Below are 16,285 nucleotides of genomic sequence, written 5' to 3'. Positions count from 1 at the left end.
GGTTAGAGCAGGGGACTCATCGAAAGGTGCCGCCGTGCAGGAATGCATGGACGGGAACGGGATGAATTCAGGGAAACCTCAGCGGCGCAGACGCGGCCGGTGGCAACCCTGAGCCAAGCCGCCGGTACACCGGCGGAAGGTGCAGAGACTACCTGAGGGCTTCAGCGCCCTTCATTACAGGCTAGAGCGTCCCGCACCCCAACCGCACGAAGCCATGCAACGTGCGAAGGGTGAAGAGATAGTCCGCGCCGAAGGGAAACCTCCGGAACACGCGAATCCCTTGGTTCGAGGTTCGAGTCCTCGTGGGCCCACCATTCACGAAGCGGCATCTCCGGCCATCGCCACGGTTGCGATGCATCCGAATCCGCAGCTTCTCCGTATGCACCGGCATGGAGCACACCCCGGGTCGGGGTGCGCCGCGGCCGTGGGCGGGAAGTTGCGTATGATGGTTCGGAACCACTCTGTCACCGGGATGACGCCCGCCGGGGCCAAACGATCCGTGTCCGCTCCCATGAACCACAGCGCGCCTGATGCATCGTACTGGTCGGCACAGATGGCGGCCGTGTCGGTACAGCGCGACCGTGCGAGTTTCATGCGCATCTACGATCACTTCGCGCCGCGCCTGCAGCGCTACCTGCGCAACCTGGGCGTGGCCGAGTCGATCGCCGACGAGCTGGTGCAGGAGGCGCTGCTGACGCTGTGGCGCAAGGCGGCGATGTTCGATCCGGCGCGCGCCAGCCTCGCCACCTGGCTGTATCGCGTGGCGCGCAACCTCTACATCGACCACGTGCGCAGGGAACCGCACTGGCTGCCGATCCAGGAAGGCCTGGACCGGCTCGACCATCTCGAATCCGGTCGGCTTGACTCGCAACCCGAATCCTCCTTCGACCAGGATCTGCTGAAGCAGGCCATCGATCACCTTCCACCCGTGCAGGCCAAGCTTGTTCGCATGTGTTACCTCGAAAGCAAAAGTCACAGCGAGATCGCCCGCGAGCTGGACATGCCGCTGGGCTCGGTCAAGTCCTCGCTGCGGCGCTCGTTTGCCAAACTGCAGGGCAGCATGAGGGCCCCGCGATGAAACCGAATCGCCACCTCGACGACGCCACCCTGCTCAGCTATTCCGCCGGCGCCTTGCCGGCCGCGCTGGCGGTGGTCGCCTCCGCCCATCTGGAGCGCTGCACCACCTGTCGCGAGCGACTGCTCGACGCCGACCGGATCGGTGGCGTGCTGGTGCAGCAGCAACGCGTCGACGTACCGGCCGACGATGCGCGCGCCGCGATGCTGGCCCTGCTCGACGCCGAACCGGCCGAGGCGCTGCCGCCGGCGCCCGCCGAGATCATCGAGGAGCGGAACCCGGACCGGCTGCCCAGCGCGCTGCACCCGTGGTTCGGCCCGTCCATGCGGGCGTTGCGCTGGCGCCGCGTGGCGCCGGGCGTGCAGCGCATCCGCGCCAGCGGCATCGCCGGCGGCGACCTGATGCTGCTGCGCATCGCGCCGGGCAGCAAGCTGCCGCTGCACAGCCACGGCGGCAGCGAACTGACGATGATCCTGGATGGCGCCTACGACGACCTGCTCGGCCACTTCGGCCCCGGCGACGTGGCCGACCTGGACGGCGAGACCCTGCACCAGCCGGTGACCTCACCCGGCGTGCCGTGCATCTGCGTGGCAGCCACCGATGCCCCGCTGGTGTTTTCCAGCTGGATGGCGCGCACGCTGCAGCCACTGTTCGGGTTCTGAGCGCGGTGCCGCCGCGGAGCCTGCCTCGATGAGCACGGCGCTGGTGCTGTTCCGGCGCGACCTGCGCCTGGCGGACAACCCCGCGTGGAGCGCGGCCTGCGCCGAGCACGCCCACGTGCTGCCGGTGTTCATCCATGCCGATGACGAAGCCTGCCCGGCCGGTTCCGCCAGCCGTTGGTGGCTGCATCATGCGCTGCGCGCGCTGGACCGGGATCTGCGCGATGCCGGCGCCGCCCTGCACCTGCGTCGTGGCGAGCTGCTGGACGTCCTGCGCGAGCTGATCCGCCGCAGCGGCGCCGTCGCGGTGTACTGGAACCGCCTGTACGAACCGGCCGCGATCAGCCGCGACACGCAGCTCAAGAGTGCCTTGCGGCAGGATGGCATCGCGGTACACAGCCACAACGCCGCCTTGTGGTGCGAGCCGTGGCGGATCGCCACCGGGCAAGGCCAGCCGTACAAGGTGTTCACGCCGTACTGGCGCAAGCTGCGACCGGAACTGCAAGCGGTCGCCCCGTTGCCCGCGCCGCGTGTTCCGGGCTGGCGCGAACTGCCCGACGGCCTTCCACTCGAGGCACTGGAACTGCTGCCGCGCATCGATTGGGCCGGCGGTCTGCGCGCACACTGGCAGCCGGGCCAAGCCGGAGCGCGCGAGCTGCTGGAAATCTTCGCCGACGACGCCATCAACGACTACGCCCGCGCGCGCGACCTGCCCGCGCGGCACGGCACCTCGCGGCTGTCGCCGCACCTGCATTTCGGCGAGATCTCGCCGCGGCAGATCCATTTCGAGCTGGACCGACGCGCCGGCGCGATCGACACCAGACGCCGACCCGACCTCGAACCGTTCCTGCGCGAACTGGGCTGGCGCGAGTTCGCCCATCACCTGCTGTTCCATTTTCCGTACACGCCCACGGAGAACTTCAACCCTCGCTTCAACGAGTTCGCCTGGGCCGCCGACGACGAAGTCGCGATCGAACGCTGGCAACGCGGCCGCACCGGCATTCCGCTGGTCGACGCCGGCATGCGCGAGCTGTGGCATACCGGCTGGATGCACAACCGCGTGCGCATGATCGTGGCCAGCTTCCTGACCAAGAACCTGCGCCAGCACTGGCTGCACGGTGCGCGCTGGTTCCACGACACGCTGGTCGACGCCGACCTGGCCAACAACACGCTCGGCTGGCAATGGGTGGCCGGCTGCGGCGCGGACGCCGCGCCGTATTTCCGGGTGTTCAATCCACTCACCCAGGCGAAGAAGTTCGACCCCGACGGCGCCTACCTGCGCCACTGGCTGCCGGAACTGGGCGACGCACCCGTGGCACTGCTGCACGAACCGTGGAAGGACGCGGCCCTGCTCAGGCGCAGCGGCTATCCGGCGCCGATGGTCGACCTCGGCCAGTCACGCCAGCAGGCGCTCGGTGCCTACGCGGCATTGGCCCGCTGAGATCGAAACCCGCCGCAGCATCAGCCCAGGATCTGCGGATTCAGGTGCCACACGGCGAAGTTCAGCGCCGAGGCGAAGCTCACCCAGCCCAGGTACGGCAGCAGCAGGGCGCCAGCCAGCGCGCGCACGCGCCAGAAGCCGAGCACGGTGGCCACGATCAGCAGCCACAGCACCACGATGTCGGCAAAGGCCAGCGCCCCGCGATGCCAGCCGAAAAACAGCCAGCTCCACAACGCGTTCAACATCAGCTGGATCACGAACAGCGCGAGCACGCCGCGCTGCCGACGCCAGCCGCCTTCGCGCCAGGCCAGCCACGCAGCAATTCCCATCAGCGCATACAGCACCGACCATACCGGACCGAACACCGAGGACGGCGGCGCCCACGAGGGCTGGGCCAGTTGCTGATAGAAGTCGGCCGCCTGCACCGACGCCACTGCGCCGATGGCGGCGGCCACGAAGCTCAGCAGCAGCCAGCCGACCAGACCCAGGATCTGTTTCGCGTACGTCATGCCTGACTCCGGATGTGCATGTCTGAAAGTGGCTCCCGTAGCGGAGCTTATCTGCCCACTGTGCGGGAAGTCCCGCACGCACATTGTGAAGGGCCCGCGCCCGCCCCATCTCCTGGGTTCATGGCCAACGGCCGCAGCCACGCTTCGTCCGCATGCGCTCGTCCCGCGCCGCCAGGCGCCGGATCAGGACTCGCCGCTGACCCGGTGATTCGCGTTCGTGCGGCTCTTCGGGATGGGTCATGTTCGACAAGATCAGAAACTGGCGCATGCGACGCCTCGTCGCGCGACGACCGATCGCCGAAGGGCTCTGGCGCGACGCGCTGCGGCGCTGCGGCGCCGCACGCCGGCTGGGCGCTTCGGACCAGGCCAGCTTGCGCGTGCTGGTCACCCTGTTCCTGGAACGCAAGTCGCTGGAGCCGGTCGAGGGCCTGCATCTGGACGACGCCGACCGCGTCCTGCTGGCGACCCAGGCCTGCCTGCCGATCCTGAAACTCGGCCTGGACTGGTACGACGGCTGGCACAGCATCATCGTCTACCCCCGCGCCTTCAGCCCGCAGCGCGAGCGGGTGGACGACGCGGGCGTGGTGCACCGCAGCCGCGACATCCTGGCCGGCGAAGCCTGGAGCCGGGGGCCGGTGATCCTGTCGTGGGATGACGTGCAGGCGATCGGTCGGCGGCCCGGGCACAACGTGGTCGTCCACGAAATGGCGCACAAGCTCGACATGTTGAACGGCGACGCCGACGGCTTCCCGCCGCTGCACCGGCGCATGGATCGCCGCGCCTGGGCGCAGGCCTTCACCAGCGCCTGGGCGCAGCTGACCGAAGCGCGGCATCACGGCATCGAGCTGCCGATCGATCCGTACGGCCTGGAAAGCCATGCCGAATTCTTCGCCGTCCTCAGCGAGCAGTTCTTCGAAGCGCCCGCCGCCTTGCGCGAACACCTGCCCGACGTCTATCGGCAACTTGAGCAGTTCTATCGCCAGCATCCGCTGTGAGCGAAGGTTCCCGCCGCCATCCGCGCGCCGCACGTCGAACGGCCGCGAACCCGTCGCAACCGGGCTGAGCGGTCCCCGCGACGGCCATGCCCGGCAAGAGCCACGTTGCGAGCCAGCCCACGCATCCACTCCGCCGTTTCCCCCGTATCTGTCATCGAGCCCTACTTGCCGCTCGCCCACAGGTACGCCGCATGCCCCGTTCACCCGCCCCTTCCAGCGCACCCGCCAGCCCGGCCGGCATGCCGGCCGGCCATGGCCGCTCCTGGCCGGGCCGCACCCTGCGTCGCTGGGTTGATACCAGCGCCACCGTGCAGGTGGACGAGGGTCGCGAGGACCGGATCGACTGGCTGCGCGCCGCACCGTTCGTGGCGATGCACCTGGCCTGTCTCGCGGTGATCGGGGTTGGCGTGTCGCCGGTGGCGCTGGGCGTGGCGGGCGCGCTCTACGCGCTGCGCATGTTCGCCCTGACCGGCTTCTACCACCGCTACTTCTCGCACCGCACGTTCCAGACCTCGCGGGCGGTGCAGTTCGTGTTCGCGCTGATCGGCGCGTCCTGCGTGCAGCGCGGGCCGCTGTGGTGGGCGGCGCATCACCGGCAGCATCACCGGGTCGCCGATACGCCGGCCGATCCGCATTCGCCGCGCGTGCACGGTTTCCTGTGGAGCCATGTGGGCTGGTTCCTGACCCCGCGCAATTTCCGCACCGACCTGACACGCGTGCCGGACCTGGCGAAGTATCCGGAGCTGCGCTGGCTGGACCGCTTCGACATCGCGGTGCCGCTGCTGCTGGCCGTGGCGATGTACGGACTGGGCGCCCTGCTGCAACAGGTGGCGCCGCAGCTGGGCACCAGCGGCGGACAGATGCTGGTGTGGGGCTTCTTCGTCTCCACCATCGTGCTGTTCCACGCCACGGTGACGATCAATTCGCTGGCACACCGCTTCGGTCGCCGCCGTTACGCCACGAAGGACGACAGCCGCAACAACCTGTGGCTGGCGCTGCTGACGTTCGGCGAGGGCTGGCACAACAACCATCACTTCTTTCCCGGCTCCAGTCGCCAGGGCTTCCGCTGGTGGGAAGTGGACATGACCTGGTACGGACTGAAGCTGATGGCGATGCTGGGCCTGGTGCGCGGACTGAAACCGGTGCCGGCGTGGGTGCTGGCCAGGGCGGGGAGCTGAGCGATGCGCATTGCCGTGGTCGGGTCGGGCATCGCGGGGCTGGCGTCGGCGTGGCTGCTGTCGCGCCAGCATGAGGTGACGCTGTTCGAGGCCAGCGACTATTTCGGCGGGCACACCCATACGCACGAGGTGGAGCAGGCCGGAACGAGTTACCGCATCGACAGCGGCTTCATCGTGCACAACCCGGCGCACTATCCGCTGCTGACGCGGATGTTTGCGCAGCTGGGCGTGGCCTCGCAGCCGACCACGATGAGCTTTTCGGTGCACAGCGAGGCCAGCGGGCTGGAGTACAACGCCAGCACGCTGGACACGCTGTTCTGCCAGCGCCGCAACCTGCTGTCGCCGCGCTTCCTCGGCATGGTGCGCGACCTCACCCGCTTTTATCGCGAGGCGCCCGCGCTGTTGCTGACGCGCGAGGACACCACCAGCCTCGGCGATTACCTGCTGCAGCACGGTTACGGCGCCGCGTTCCGCGACGAGCACCTGATCCCGATGGCCTCCGCGCTGTGGTCGTCGCCGCCCACGCAGATCCTGCAGTTTCCCGCGCGCTACCTGGTGCAGTTCATGGCCAACCACCAGATGCTGCAGCTCAGCGACCGGCCGCAGTGGCGGGTGGTGAAGGGCGGCTCGTCGACCTACGTGGCGGCGCTGCGCGCGCACTGGCCGGTGCGCGAGCGGCTGAACTGCCCGGTGCATTCGATCCTGCGCCACGCCGGCGGCGTCGAGGTGTGCAGCGCGGCGGGCGTGGAGCATTTCGACCAGCTGGTGCTGGCCTGCCACAGCGACCAGGCGCTGCGCCTGCTGGGCGACGCGAACGAGCGCGAGCATTCGATCCTGGGCGCGATGACCTACCAGGCCAACGACACCGTGCTGCACACCGACGCCAGCGTGCTGCCGCGCCGGCGCAAGGCGTGGGCGGCCTGGAATGCGTGGCTGCCGCGCGATCCCGCCGCGCCGTGCACGGTCAGCTACTGCATGAACCTGCTGCAGGGCATCGCCTCGCCCGAGCCGTTCGTGGTGACCCTGAATCGCAGCGAGGCGATCGACCCGTCCAGAATCCTGGCGCGCATGCGCTACCACCATCCGGTCTACAGCCGTGCCTCGGTGCAGGCGCAGGCGCGCAAGGCCGAAATCCAGGGCTGGCGTCGCACCTGGTTTGCCGGCGCGTACTGGGGCTGGGGTTTCCATGAGGACGGCATGCGCAGCGCGGTCGAGGTGGCTGCGGCGCTGGGCGTGCACTGGCCGCCGGACCACGCGCCGGTGGCGACGCCCCCTGCGCACCAGGCGGAGCTGATCGCGTGACGACGAAACCGGCCAGCTCGAGGCTGCGATTGGCCAGCGCCGTGTATGAAGGCGTGGTGCGCCATCGCCGGCATGAGCCGCAGGCGCATGCGTTCAGCTATCGCATGGCCCAGTTGTACCTGGACCTGGACGAGGTCGAACGGATCTTCGCCGAGCGCTGGCTGTGGTCGACCACCCATCGCAACCTGGCGCAGTTCCGCCGCAGCGACTACCTGGGCCCGGCCACCCTGTCGCTGTCCGATGCGGTGCGCCAGCGCGTGGAGCAGGCCACCGGAGCGCGGCCGACCGGCCCGATCCGCCTGCTCACCCACCTGCGCTACGCCGGCATGGTGTTCAACCCGGTCAGCTTCTACTACTGCTACGCCGAAGACGGCGAAACCCTGCTGGCGGTGCTGGCCGACATCACCAACACGCCGTGGAAGCAGCGCCACGCCTACGTACTGCCGGTCGAGGACGCACAGGTGCATGGCCGCGCGCTGCACTGGAACTTTGCCAAGCGCTTCCACGTGTCGCCCTTCATGCCGATGGACTGCACCTACGACTGGCGCTTCACCGTGCCCGGCGAGGATCTGCGCGTGCACATGAACGTGATGCGCGAAGGCCGGCGCACGTTCGACGCCACGCTGAACTTGCAGCGCCTGCCGCTCACCGGCGCCTCGCTGGCGCGCGTGCTGTGGCGCTATCCGCTGATGACCGCCCAGGTGGTCGGCGCGATCCACTGGCACGCACTGCGGCTGTGGCTGAAGCGCAATCCCGTACACGATCACCCCGCCGGGGTCTCCCGCCATGCCGACTGAAACACACTCTCCGAGGTTTGCCATGAACGACATCGGCACCGCCAGCCGACGCAACGCTGCACCATTGGGCGGACTCGACCGCTTCCTGCGCCAGCAGCTGCTGGAGCGGATGCGCGGCCTGCGCCATGGCCGGCTGGTGCTGGAGGACGCCTGCGGCCGCGTCGAGCTGGGCGAGCCCGCCGGCACGCAGGCCGACCTGCAGATCCACCTGCAGGTGCTGGACGCGGATTTCTACCGCGCCGTGGCCCGCAACGGCAGCGTGGGCGCCGGCGAGTCGTACATGGACGGCCAGTGGCGCTGCGACAACCTGGTCGGCCTGATCCAGTTGCTGGTGCGCAACCGCGACCTGCTCGACGGCATGGAAAGCGGACTGGCCCGAGTCGGCGGCGTGGCGATGCGGCTGTGGCACGCGCTGCGCCGGAACACCCGCGACGGCAGCCGCCGCAACATCGCCGCGCACTATGACCTGGGCAACGACTTCTTCAGCCTGTTCCTCTCGACGGACCTGATGTATTCCTCGGCGATCTGGAGCGACCCGGCCGACACGCTGGAAACCGCCTCCGCACGCAAGCTGGAGCGCATCTGCCGCCAGCTCGATCTCCAGCCCACCGACCGGGTGATCGAGATCGGCACCGGCTGGGGCGGCTTCGCGCTGTACGCGGCGCAGCACTACGGCTGCCACGTCACCACCACCACGATCTCGCGCGAGCAGCATGCGCTGGCCAGCCGGCGTGTCGCCGAAGCCGGCATGAAGGGACATGTCACCCTGCTGCTGGAGGACTACCGCGACCTCGAAGGGCAGTACGACAAGCTGGTCTCGATCGAGATGGTCGAGGCGATCGGCGCGCCGTATCTGGACGTCTATTTCGGCAAGCTCGGCAGCCTGCTGAAGCCGGACGGGCTGGCGCTGGTGCAGGCGATCACCATCGAGGACCACCGCTACGCGCAGGCGCTGAAGTCGGTCGACTTCATCAAGCGCCACGTGTTCCCCGGCAGCTTCATCCCGTCGATCAGCGCGCTGCTCGCGGCCAAGACCCGCGCCAGCGACCTGGGCTTGATCCGGCTGGAGGACTTCGGCGGTTCGTACGCGCAGACCCTGGAAGCATGGCGCGAGCGCTTCATGGCCCACTTGCCGCAGGTGCGCGCGCAGGGCTTCGACGAGCGTTTCGTGCGCCTGTGGGAGTTCTACCTGGCGTATTGCGAAGGCGGCTTCCGCGAGCGCTCGATCGGCGTGGCGCACCTGCTGATGGCCAAGCCGGGCTACCGCCCCGCCGCATCGTCACCAGGCCGGATGGCATGAGCTTCTGGCTCAGCCTGATCGGCTACCAGGCCGTGTGGTTTGTCGCGGTGATCGGCGCGGGCCAAGGGCTGGCGTGGCCGGGCGTGCTCGGCATGCTGGTCTACGCGCTGGTGCAGCTGACGTGCGCTCGCCACGTTCGCACCGATCTCGCCCTGATCGCCGCCGGGCTGGTGATGGGCTTCCTGCTGGATGGTGCGCTGAGTCGCAGCGGGCTGGCTGATTACGCGGCCGGCTGGCCGAACCCGGCGCTGGCACCGGGCTGGATTCTCGCCCTGTGGGTCACCTTCGCGCTGACCTTCAGCCAGTCCTTGCGCTACCTGCAGACACGGCTGTGGCTGGCGGCGTTGCTGGGACTGGTCGGCGGTCCGCTGGCCTATCTGGGCGCGGCGCGCGGCTGGCAGGTGGTGACGTTTGCCGAACCCACATGGCGCGCCCTGCTGGCCCTGGCGCTGGGCTGGGCGCTGGCGACCCCGGCGCTGGCGTGGCTGGCGCGGCGCGGCAGCGCCTCGACGCCGCCGCGGTCGGCAACGCGAGGAGCCCGCGCATGACTCCCTGGTGGCAACTGCTGCTGGTGTGGCTGCTGGCCGCGCTGATGATGACGCTGGGCTGGCAATGGCAGCGCAGGCGCAGCAATGCGGGCATCGTCGACGTGCTGTGGGCGGCGGGTGTGGGCGGCAGCGCCGTCCTGCTGGCGATCACCGGCAGCGGCGCGCCGTGGACACGCGCGGTGCTGGCCTCGCTCGGCGGCGCGTGGGGCCTGCGTCTGTCGGCGCACCTCTGGCGCCGCGTGCGTGGCGAAGCCGAGGACGGCCGCTATCGCAACCTGCGGGCGCACTGGCAGGGCGTGCAGTGGAAATTCTTCGCCTTCTTCCAGTTCCAGGCCTTCCTGATCGTGCTGTTCGCGCTGCCGTTCGCGGCGGTGGCGCGCAACCCGCAGGTGTCCACGCCGTGGCTGGCCGCGGCCGTTGCCCTCTGGCTGCTGGGCGTGCTCGGCGAATCGATCGCCGATGCGCAGCTGGCGCGCTTCCGCGCCGATCCGGCCCACCGCGGCACGACCTGCCGCGACGGCCTGTGGCGGTATTCGCGCCACCCGAACTATTTCTTCGAATGGCTGCACTGGTTCGCCTACGTCTGCCTGGCGGTCGGCTCGCCGATCGGCTGGCTGGCGTGGTCAGGGCCCGTGGTCATGTACGTGTTCCTGCGCTGGATCAGCGGCGTGCCCTACACCGAGGCACAGGCGCTGCGCACGCGTGGCGAGGACTACCGCGACTACCAGCGCACCACGCCCATGTTGATTCCATGGTTCCCCAGGAGAACCCCGCGATGACTACCCCCGCTTCCACCGCACTGGCCAGCGAGCGTCCGGCCCCCGGCCTGCTGGGCATGGCCGAGCGCGGCCATCTTCCCGATGCGCTGCTGCGCCAGGGCATCCGCCGGCTGTGCGCCCAGCGCCTGCGCGAGGAGCAGGCCGGCGGCCTGGACGCGCAGGCCGCGCGGTATGCGCAGCGCATCGAGATGCTGCGCCACAGCCCGGTGGCGATCCACACCGACGCGGCCAACGCGCAGCACTACGAATTGCCGCCGGCGTTCTTCGAGCTCTGCCTGGGCAAGCGCCTGAAGTATTCGTCCTGCTACTACCCGCGCGGCGACGAGTCGCTGGACGAAGCCGAGGAGGCGATGCTCAAGCTGTACGGCGAGCGCGCCCAGCTCGCCGATGGCCAGTCGATACTGGAACTGGGCTGCGGCTGGGGCTCGCTGACCCTGTGGATGGCCGAGCGCTTTCCGGATGCGCGGATCACCGCCGTCTCCAACTCCGCGCCGCAACGCCAGCACATCGAGGCGCAGTGCCGCCGGCGCGGCCTGTTCAACGTGCAGGTGATCACCTGCGACGTCAACGCGCTGCAACTCGATCCGGCGCAGTTCGACCGCTGCGTGTCGATCGAGATGTTCGAACACATGCGCAACTACGAGATCCTGCTGGGCCGCATCGCCGGCTGGCTGAAACCCGGCGGCAAGCTGTTCGTGCACATCTTCGCGCACCGCACCGCGATGTATCCGTTCGAGACCGAGGGCGACGACAACTGGATGGGCCGGCACTTCTTCACCGGCGGGCTGATGCCGGCGTCGGACACCTTGCTGTGGTTCCAGTCCGCGCTGCACATCGAGCAGCGCTGGCATGTCGACGGCACGCACTACCAGCGCACGGCCAACCACTGGCTGGCCAACCAGGACGCGCACCGCGAGCAGGCGATGGAGGTGCTGGCGCAGGCCTACGGTAGCAAGGCCGCACCGCTGTGGTTCCAGCGCTGGCGCATGTTCTGGATGTCCTGCGCCGAGCTGTTCGGTTACGCCGACGGCCAGGAGTGGCTGGTCGCGCACTACCGCTTCGTGCGACCCGCCGCCGAAGCCCGACCATCCTTCACCCCGGAGACACCATGAAACTCCCGTCGACCCTGCTGGTAGCCTGCGCCATGCTGTTCAACCTCAACGTCGGCGCCCGCGAACTGCCGCCGATCACGCCGGTGGCCCATGTCGACCTGCCCCGCTTCATGGGTGACTGGTACGTGATCGCCACCATTCCCACCCGCTTCGAGAAGCATGCTTACGACGCAGTCGAGGTGTACACGCTGAAGCCCGATGGCCACGTCGCCACCTCGTTCCACTTCCGCGACGGCAGCTTCGACGGCGAGCGCAAGGAGATCCACTCCACCGGCTTCGTCAAGCCCGGCAGCGGCAACGCGGTGTGGGGCGTGCAGGTGTTCTGGCCGCTGAAGGCCCAGTACATCGTGGCCTGGCTGAAGGACGACTACAGCCAGGTGATCGTGGCCCGCGATGCGCGCGACTACATGTGGGTGATGGCGCGCACGCCGACCATCGCCCAGGCCGACTACGACGCCCTGCTGGCGCGGGTGCAGGCGCTGGGCTATCCGATGGACAAGGTGCGCAAGGTGCCGCAGCAGGAACCGGCCGCCAGATCCGGCCGTTAGCCGCGCCGGACCCGCGCCGACCATGTGGCACGGCGGCTCGACGGCGGCGCGGCAAGCGGACCCGGAGGGGGCCGTGCGGGCGATGTAACCGGTGCGCCCGCGGCAGCGAATGGAGAGACTGACACACTCGCCAGGACAAGCAGCCGCCATGCCCGTCAACGATCCCGCCGACGCTCCAATGACCCGCCATCGCTGGCCAGCCCTGCTGGCGATCGCCCTGATCGTGGGTGGCGTCGCGCTTGCCTTCGGCTGGATCGCCGGCTGGCTGACGCCTGGCCGGCTGACCCCGCAACGTTTCACCAACGCGATCGAGAGCGGCAACGGGCAGATCTACCGGGGCTACCGTCGCGCGCATGCCAAGGGCGTCTGCGTGGCGGGCTATTTCGAAGGCAACGGGCAAGGCGTGGCGCTGTCCAGCGCGCGACTGTTTGCACCGGTGCGCACGCCGTTCGCGGGCCGCCTGTCGATCGCCGGAGGCTCGCCCTACGGGCTGGACGGCAAGGCGCGCGTGCGCAGCATGGCGCTGGAGTTGAACAGCGACGACGGCCAGCAGTGGCGCATGGCGATGAACAGCTTCCCGTTCTTCGGCGTGTCCACGGTGTCGGCGTTTTACGAGCAGACCCGCGCCAATACCCCCGACCCCGCCACCGGCAAGCCCGATCCGGCGAAGCAGGCTGCCTTCCTCCGCGCCCATCCGGAATTCGCCCGCTTCGCCAGCTGGGCGAAGAGCGCGCCGTGGTCGACCAGCTGGGCCAACACCACCTTCAACGGCGTCAACGCCTTCCGCTTCATCAACGCCCGTGGCGACGTGCGCAACGTACGCTGGTCGATGCAGCCGCAGGCGGCCTTCGCGGCGATGACGGCGGAGCAGCGCGCCGCCGCCGACGGCAATTTCCTCAGCGAGGACCTGCAGGCGCGACTGGCCCGCGCGCCGCTGCGCTGGGACATGGTGGTGACCCTGGCGCAGCCCGGAGATCCCACGGCCGACCCGGCGCAACCCTGGCCCGAGGATCGCCAGCACGTCACCGTCGGCACCGTGGTGATCGAAAGCAGCACGCCGCAGGCCAACGGTGCCTGCCGCGACATCAACTACGACCCGCTGGTGCTGCCGACCGGCGTGCAGGGCTCGGATGATCCGATCCTGGCCGCGCGTTCGGCCGTCTATTCGGTGTCGTTCAACCGCCGCGAACACGACATCGCCAGTGGCAAGGCGGACACCGCCGTCGGCAAGACCGCCGCACCGGAGGCCAGGCCATGAACGATCTTCATCCCGCCAGGCTCGCTCCGCGGCACTTCAACCTCACCGCGCGCGTGCTGCACTGGAGCATGGCGCTGGCGATCCTGGCCATGCTGTTCGTCGGCATCGGCATGGTCACCTCCCTGAGCCTGCGCCCGACCCTGGTCAGCCTGCACCGGCCGCTGGGCATCGCGATCCTGCTGCTGGCGATCGTGCGGCTGGTGAACCGGCTGCGCCATCGCCCGCCACCGTTGCCGGCCGACCTGCCCCGGGTGCAGGTGCTGGCGGCAAAGGCCTCGCACTGGCTGCTCTACGCGCTGATGTTCGCGATGCCGCTGATCGGCTGGTCGATGCTGTCCGCCGGCGGTTACCCGGTGACCATGTTCAAGGGCTTCAACCTGCCGCCGATCGTACCCCACGACGCCACCGTCTACGCCGCGCTGCGCGGCGCCCACACCTGGCTGGCCCTGCTGCTGTTCGCCACCGTGCTGCTGCACCTGGCCGCCGCGCTGTTCCATGCCTGGGTGCGTCGCGACGAGGTGTTCCCCAGCATGGCGCGGGGCGCATCGCCGACGCCGGCGTCAGCTGCGCCGGAGCCGGCCGGCGTGTCGCCACGGGACTCAGGCGACAACGACGCGGACTCCTGACGGCCTCGAACTCAACCGGCACGCTGCACGGTTCGCAGCTTGCCGCTGTTGCCGCCACCACAGAAGAACTGGTCGCCGCCGTCCGACTCCAGTCCCGACACGCCGGTGCCCGCCGGCATCTCGAGGATTTCCAGCACCTCGCCACTGCCCGGATCGATGCGGCGCAGTTCGCTTTCGTCGTTCTCCCAGGTGCCGTGCCAGAGTTCGCCATCGGCCCAGCAGACGCCGGTGACGAAGCGGTTCGATTCGATGGTGCGCAGGATCGCCCCGGTGGCGGGATCGATCTGGTGGATCTGTCGTGCGCGGTACTGCCCCACCCACAACGAACCTTCGGCCCAGGCCAGCCCCGAGTCGGCGCCGCCACCGGGTGCGGGGATCGTGGCGAGCACCTGGCCGCTGTGCGGATCGATCTTCTGGATGCGGTCCTCGGCAAGCTGGAACAGGTGCTGGCCGTCGAACGCCGTTCCCGCATGCGCGACCACATCGATCGAACGCAGCGTCCTGCCGCTCGCCGGGTCGATCGCGTTCAACTTGTCGCCTGAGGCAAACCACACGTGCCGGCCGTCGTAGGTGACGCCATGCACACCGTCGACACCTGCAAAGGGGCCTTGTTCGCGGACGATTCGGGCGGCTGATCGTTTCATGCTGCTTCCTGACCGGGCCCCGGGAACCTGCTTCCGCGCCGTCACCCCTGCAAAGTCCGGAGGTGCTGCATCAAGGGCGAAGCGAGTCATCCAGGGCGTGTTGTGGGAGATCAAGGTGGATTCCCGCTTGCGCGGGAATGACGTCATGGCGGAGTTTCGGGATGCGCGGTCGGCGCGCCGGTCCATCTGATGTGTCTCGATGCAGACAGCCTAGTCGCCCTGCAGCGGCGCGGGGAGTAACAAGCTCGTCGGGAATCCGGGCACCGGCGGGCTCAGCCAGCGACGCGCCCGCCCGCGGCCAAACGACTGCACCTTGCCGGTCGCCGCCAGCGCATCGAGCGCGCGTTGCACGCTGCGCTGACTGGTGCCCAGCGCCAGCGCCAGGGCCGAGCTCGACCACGACTCGCCGTCGGCCAGCAAGGCAAGCACGTCCGCGTGGCGTTCATCGAACGGCGGCGCCAGCACGACGACCTGATCGGCCCGATGCGGCGCCAGCGCAAAACCGCGCTTCGTCGCGCCCACGCCGGCCAGTGCCTGCAGTTCGGTGCGCAGCCGGCCGATTTCGACGCGCAGGCGCACCCGATGCGATTCGTCGGCGTACCCGGTGCGGAAGACTTCGGCGATGAGCGTGTCCCGCGACACGTCGCCCGGCCATGCCCCGGCCAGCAGACGGGCGATCGCGAACAGCACGGGCCGCTTCGCCAGCGCCGCCCGCGTGCCGGACTGGCAGACGACGTGACGACAGGCGTCGATGACGAAGGCGTTCGATGCCAGCAACGCCTCGACGTCCTCCAGCCTGATCAGCCGTTCACCGCCATGCGTGATCAGCCGCGCCGCGGGCGCGTCGAGCACGCGGGCAGCATCGTCGATTTCCGCCAGCAGCGCCGGGATGCCGGCGTGGCGCGCGGCGTAGCTGGCCCGGGCCAGCGCCGCACGCGCCGGTTTCGTGCGCAGGCGGCGCAGGGCGATGCCGGCGTTGACCAGCTCGCGGGCCGCGCGCGAGGCGAGTGGCAGCGGCGCGGCATCGAATCCGGCCAGCGCCCGCTCGGCCTCGTCGAGGCGACCGAGCAGAAGCAGGCGCCGCGCCGCGAGATAGCGCGCATGCGCCGCGTTCACCGGATCGCCGTGCGCCTCCAGGGTCGCCCGCGCAGCATCCAGCGCCTTCACCGGCCAGCCCAACTCGCGCGAGGCGAGCGCGATTTCGGCTTCGGCGATGACGCACTTCGCGCGGGCCACCGCCTCGCTGGCACCGAACGCCCGCGCCGCGCGCTGCAGCAGCGCTTTCGCCCGCACGAAATCGCCGAGCTGCGCCATCGCGATGCCGCGCAGCGCCAGCGCGGACGCATCTTCGCGCAAGGCGATCCGGTTCAGCGCGCCCAGCGGATCACCCGCCGCCAGCGCACGCGCCGCCGCCGTGATCAGCGAGTCCATCGGACCGGAACCCATCGCGCCACGCTTGTCACTCCCACCGTCCGATGTCCGGTTTCTAATCTAGCCCACGATCCACCAGCAAG

The 16,285-nt window shown here is 69.4% G+C and carries 17 protein-coding genes; 14 read left to right on the top strand and 3 right to left on the bottom strand.

Annotated elements, in window-relative coordinates; translation table 11 throughout:
- Nucleotides 1-511 precede the first annotated feature (511 nt).
- The 3 genes from UU7_RS11990 to UU7_RS11980 are packed head-to-tail and all read left to right on the top strand — an operon-like array spanning nucleotide 512 to nucleotide 3,175.
- Nucleotides 512-1,078: a sigma-70 family RNA polymerase sigma factor gene (locus tag UU7_RS11990; protein ID WP_007808632.1), complete on the top strand. Its 567-nt coding sequence runs from the start codon at nucleotides 512-514 to the stop codon at nucleotides 1,076-1,078.
- Nucleotides 1,075-1,737: a ChrR family anti-sigma-E factor gene (locus UU7_RS11985; RefSeq protein WP_007808631.1), complete on the top strand. Its 663-nt coding sequence runs from the start codon at nucleotides 1,075-1,077 to the stop codon at nucleotides 1,735-1,737. The genes UU7_RS11990 and UU7_RS11985 overlap by 4 nt, the downstream gene beginning before the upstream one ends.
- Before the next feature lie 28 nt (nucleotides 1,738-1,765).
- A complete protein-coding gene (locus UU7_RS11980; RefSeq protein WP_007808629.1) occupies nucleotides 1,766-3,175 on the top strand; it encodes a cryptochrome/photolyase family protein in 1,410 nt (469 codons plus the stop codon).
- A gap of 20 nt (nucleotides 3,176-3,195) precedes the next feature.
- On the opposite strand, the gene UU7_RS11975 is transcribed toward UU7_RS11980, so the two are convergent.
- Nucleotides 3,196-3,684 (bottom strand): TspO/MBR family protein, encoded by a 489-nt coding sequence (locus UU7_RS11975; protein WP_007808627.1) that lies wholly within the window; start codon nucleotides 3,682-3,684, stop codon nucleotides 3,196-3,198.
- A 266-nt stretch (nucleotides 3,685-3,950) separates the two neighbouring features.
- Here UU7_RS11975 and UU7_RS11970 point away from each other — a divergent pair, with 266 nt between their 5' ends.
- The 11 genes from UU7_RS11970 (at nucleotide 3,951) to UU7_RS11920 (ending at nucleotide 14,127) form a co-directional block, all read left to right on the top strand.
- Nucleotides 3,951-4,679 (top strand): M90 family metallopeptidase, encoded by a 729-nt coding sequence (locus UU7_RS11970; protein ID WP_238530939.1) that lies wholly within the window; start codon nucleotides 3,951-3,953, stop codon nucleotides 4,677-4,679.
- Nucleotides 4,680-4,918: 239 nt separating this feature from the next.
- Entirely contained in the window at nucleotides 4,919-5,857 is a 939-nt protein-coding gene (locus UU7_RS11965) for an acyl-CoA desaturase (RefSeq protein WP_007808624.1), read from the top strand.
- 3 nt (nucleotides 5,858-5,860) lie between these two features.
- Complete coding sequence (locus UU7_RS11960; protein WP_007808622.1) at nucleotides 5,861-7,159, top strand: NAD(P)/FAD-dependent oxidoreductase; 1,299 nt, start codon at nucleotides 5,861-5,863, stop codon at nucleotides 7,157-7,159.
- Nucleotides 7,156-7,956 carry a DUF1365 domain-containing protein gene (locus tag UU7_RS11955; RefSeq protein WP_083845981.1) on the top strand — a complete coding sequence of 267 codons (801 nt, stop codon included), beginning with the start codon at nucleotides 7,156-7,158 and terminating at the stop codon, nucleotides 7,954-7,956. Before UU7_RS11960 ends, UU7_RS11955 begins: the two co-directional genes overlap by 4 nt.
- 22 nt (nucleotides 7,957-7,978) lie before the next feature.
- Nucleotides 7,979-9,256, top strand: coding sequence for an SAM-dependent methyltransferase (locus UU7_RS11950; RefSeq protein ID WP_007808619.1), 1,278 nt, complete (start codon nucleotides 7,979-7,981; stop codon nucleotides 9,254-9,256).
- The gene (locus UU7_RS11945; protein WP_007808617.1) at nucleotides 9,253-9,804 is read left to right on the top strand and encodes a DUF2878 domain-containing protein; all 552 of its coding nucleotides are present in this window, start codon (nucleotides 9,253-9,255) and stop codon (nucleotides 9,802-9,804) included. The genes UU7_RS11950 and UU7_RS11945 overlap by 4 nt, the downstream gene beginning before the upstream one ends.
- Nucleotides 9,801-10,583, top strand: coding sequence for a DUF1295 domain-containing protein (locus UU7_RS11940; protein WP_007808615.1), 783 nt, complete (start codon nucleotides 9,801-9,803; stop codon nucleotides 10,581-10,583). Before UU7_RS11945 ends, UU7_RS11940 begins: the two co-directional genes overlap by 4 nt.
- Nucleotides 10,580-11,695, top strand: coding sequence for an SAM-dependent methyltransferase (locus tag UU7_RS11935; protein ID WP_007808613.1), 1,116 nt, complete (start codon nucleotides 10,580-10,582; stop codon nucleotides 11,693-11,695). Before UU7_RS11940 ends, UU7_RS11935 begins: the two co-directional genes overlap by 4 nt.
- On the top strand, nucleotides 11,692-12,243 hold the full coding sequence (locus UU7_RS11930) for a lipocalin family protein (protein WP_007808611.1): 552 nt from the start codon (nucleotides 11,692-11,694) through the stop codon (nucleotides 12,241-12,243). The genes UU7_RS11935 and UU7_RS11930 overlap by 4 nt, the downstream gene beginning before the upstream one ends.
- A gap of 148 nt (nucleotides 12,244-12,391) precedes the next feature.
- Nucleotides 12,392-13,501 carry a catalase family peroxidase gene (locus UU7_RS11925; protein ID WP_007808610.1) on the top strand — a complete coding sequence of 370 codons (1,110 nt, stop codon included), beginning with the start codon at nucleotides 12,392-12,394 and terminating at the stop codon, nucleotides 13,499-13,501.
- The gene (locus UU7_RS11920; protein WP_007808608.1) at nucleotides 13,498-14,127 is read left to right on the top strand and encodes a cytochrome b; all 630 of its coding nucleotides are present in this window, start codon (nucleotides 13,498-13,500) and stop codon (nucleotides 14,125-14,127) included. Before UU7_RS11925 ends, UU7_RS11920 begins: the two co-directional genes overlap by 4 nt.
- Nucleotides 14,128-14,138: 11 nt before the next feature.
- Here UU7_RS11920 and UU7_RS11915 read toward each other — a convergent pair whose 3' ends face one another.
- Together UU7_RS11915 and UU7_RS11910 are read right to left on the bottom strand one after the other, a co-directional pair.
- Nucleotides 14,139-14,771 carry a Vgb family protein gene (locus UU7_RS11915; protein WP_007808606.1) on the bottom strand — a complete coding sequence of 211 codons (633 nt, stop codon included), beginning with the start codon at nucleotides 14,769-14,771 and terminating at the stop codon, nucleotides 14,139-14,141.
- A gap of 210 nt (nucleotides 14,772-14,981) precedes the next feature.
- Entirely contained in the window at nucleotides 14,982-16,217 is a 1,236-nt protein-coding gene (locus UU7_RS11910; protein ID WP_238530938.1) for a helix-turn-helix domain-containing protein, read from the bottom strand.
- Nucleotides 16,218-16,285 lie beyond the last annotated feature (68 nt).

Origin of the sequence: Rhodanobacter spathiphylli B39, assembly GCF_000264295.1 — a bacterium.
Classification (GTDB): Bacteria; Pseudomonadota; Gammaproteobacteria; order Xanthomonadales; family Rhodanobacteraceae; genus Rhodanobacter; species Rhodanobacter spathiphylli.
This window is presented reverse-complemented; position numbering and strand designations above follow the sequence as displayed.

What these genes read in the sequence shown, in the direction of transcription:
- UU7_RS11990 (WP_007808632.1), top strand. Translation starts at nt 512, where the DNA reads ATGAACCACAGCGCGCCTGATGCATCGTACTGGTCGGCACAGATGGCG.
- UU7_RS11985 (WP_007808631.1), top strand. Translation starts at nt 1,075, where the DNA reads ATGAAACCGAATCGCCACCTCGACGACGCCACCCTGCTCAGCTATTCC.
- UU7_RS11980 (WP_007808629.1), top strand. Translation starts at nt 1,766, where the DNA reads ATGAGCACGGCGCTGGTGCTGTTCCGGCGCGACCTGCGCCTGGCGGAC.
- UU7_RS11975 (WP_007808627.1), bottom strand. Translation starts at nt 3,684, where the DNA reads ATGACGTACGCGAAACAGATCCTGGGTCTGGTCGGCTGGCTGCTGCTG.
- UU7_RS11970 (WP_238530939.1), top strand. Translation starts at nt 3,951, where the DNA reads ATGCGACGCCTCGTCGCGCGACGACCGATCGCCGAAGGGCTCTGGCGC.
- UU7_RS11965 (WP_007808624.1), top strand. Translation starts at nt 4,919, where the DNA reads ATGCCGGCCGGCCATGGCCGCTCCTGGCCGGGCCGCACCCTGCGTCGC.
- UU7_RS11960 (WP_007808622.1), top strand. Translation starts at nt 5,861, where the DNA reads ATGCGCATTGCCGTGGTCGGGTCGGGCATCGCGGGGCTGGCGTCGGCG.
- UU7_RS11950 (WP_007808619.1), top strand. Translation starts at nt 7,979, where the DNA reads ATGAACGACATCGGCACCGCCAGCCGACGCAACGCTGCACCATTGGGC.
- UU7_RS11945 (WP_007808617.1), top strand. Translation starts at nt 9,253, where the DNA reads ATGAGCTTCTGGCTCAGCCTGATCGGCTACCAGGCCGTGTGGTTTGTC.
- UU7_RS11940 (WP_007808615.1), top strand. Translation starts at nt 9,801, where the DNA reads ATGACTCCCTGGTGGCAACTGCTGCTGGTGTGGCTGCTGGCCGCGCTG.
- UU7_RS11935 (WP_007808613.1), top strand. Translation starts at nt 10,580, where the DNA reads ATGACTACCCCCGCTTCCACCGCACTGGCCAGCGAGCGTCCGGCCCCC.
- UU7_RS11930 (WP_007808611.1), top strand. Translation starts at nt 11,692, where the DNA reads ATGAAACTCCCGTCGACCCTGCTGGTAGCCTGCGCCATGCTGTTCAAC.
- UU7_RS11925 (WP_007808610.1), top strand. Translation starts at nt 12,392, where the DNA reads ATGCCCGTCAACGATCCCGCCGACGCTCCAATGACCCGCCATCGCTGG.
- UU7_RS11920 (WP_007808608.1), top strand. Translation starts at nt 13,498, where the DNA reads ATGAACGATCTTCATCCCGCCAGGCTCGCTCCGCGGCACTTCAACCTC.
- UU7_RS11915 (WP_007808606.1), bottom strand. Translation starts at nt 14,771, where the DNA reads ATGAAACGATCAGCCGCCCGAATCGTCCGCGAACAAGGCCCCTTTGCA.
- UU7_RS11910 (WP_238530938.1), bottom strand. Translation starts at nt 16,217, where the DNA reads ATGGGTTCCGGTCCGATGGACTCGCTGATCACGGCGGCGGCGCGTGCG.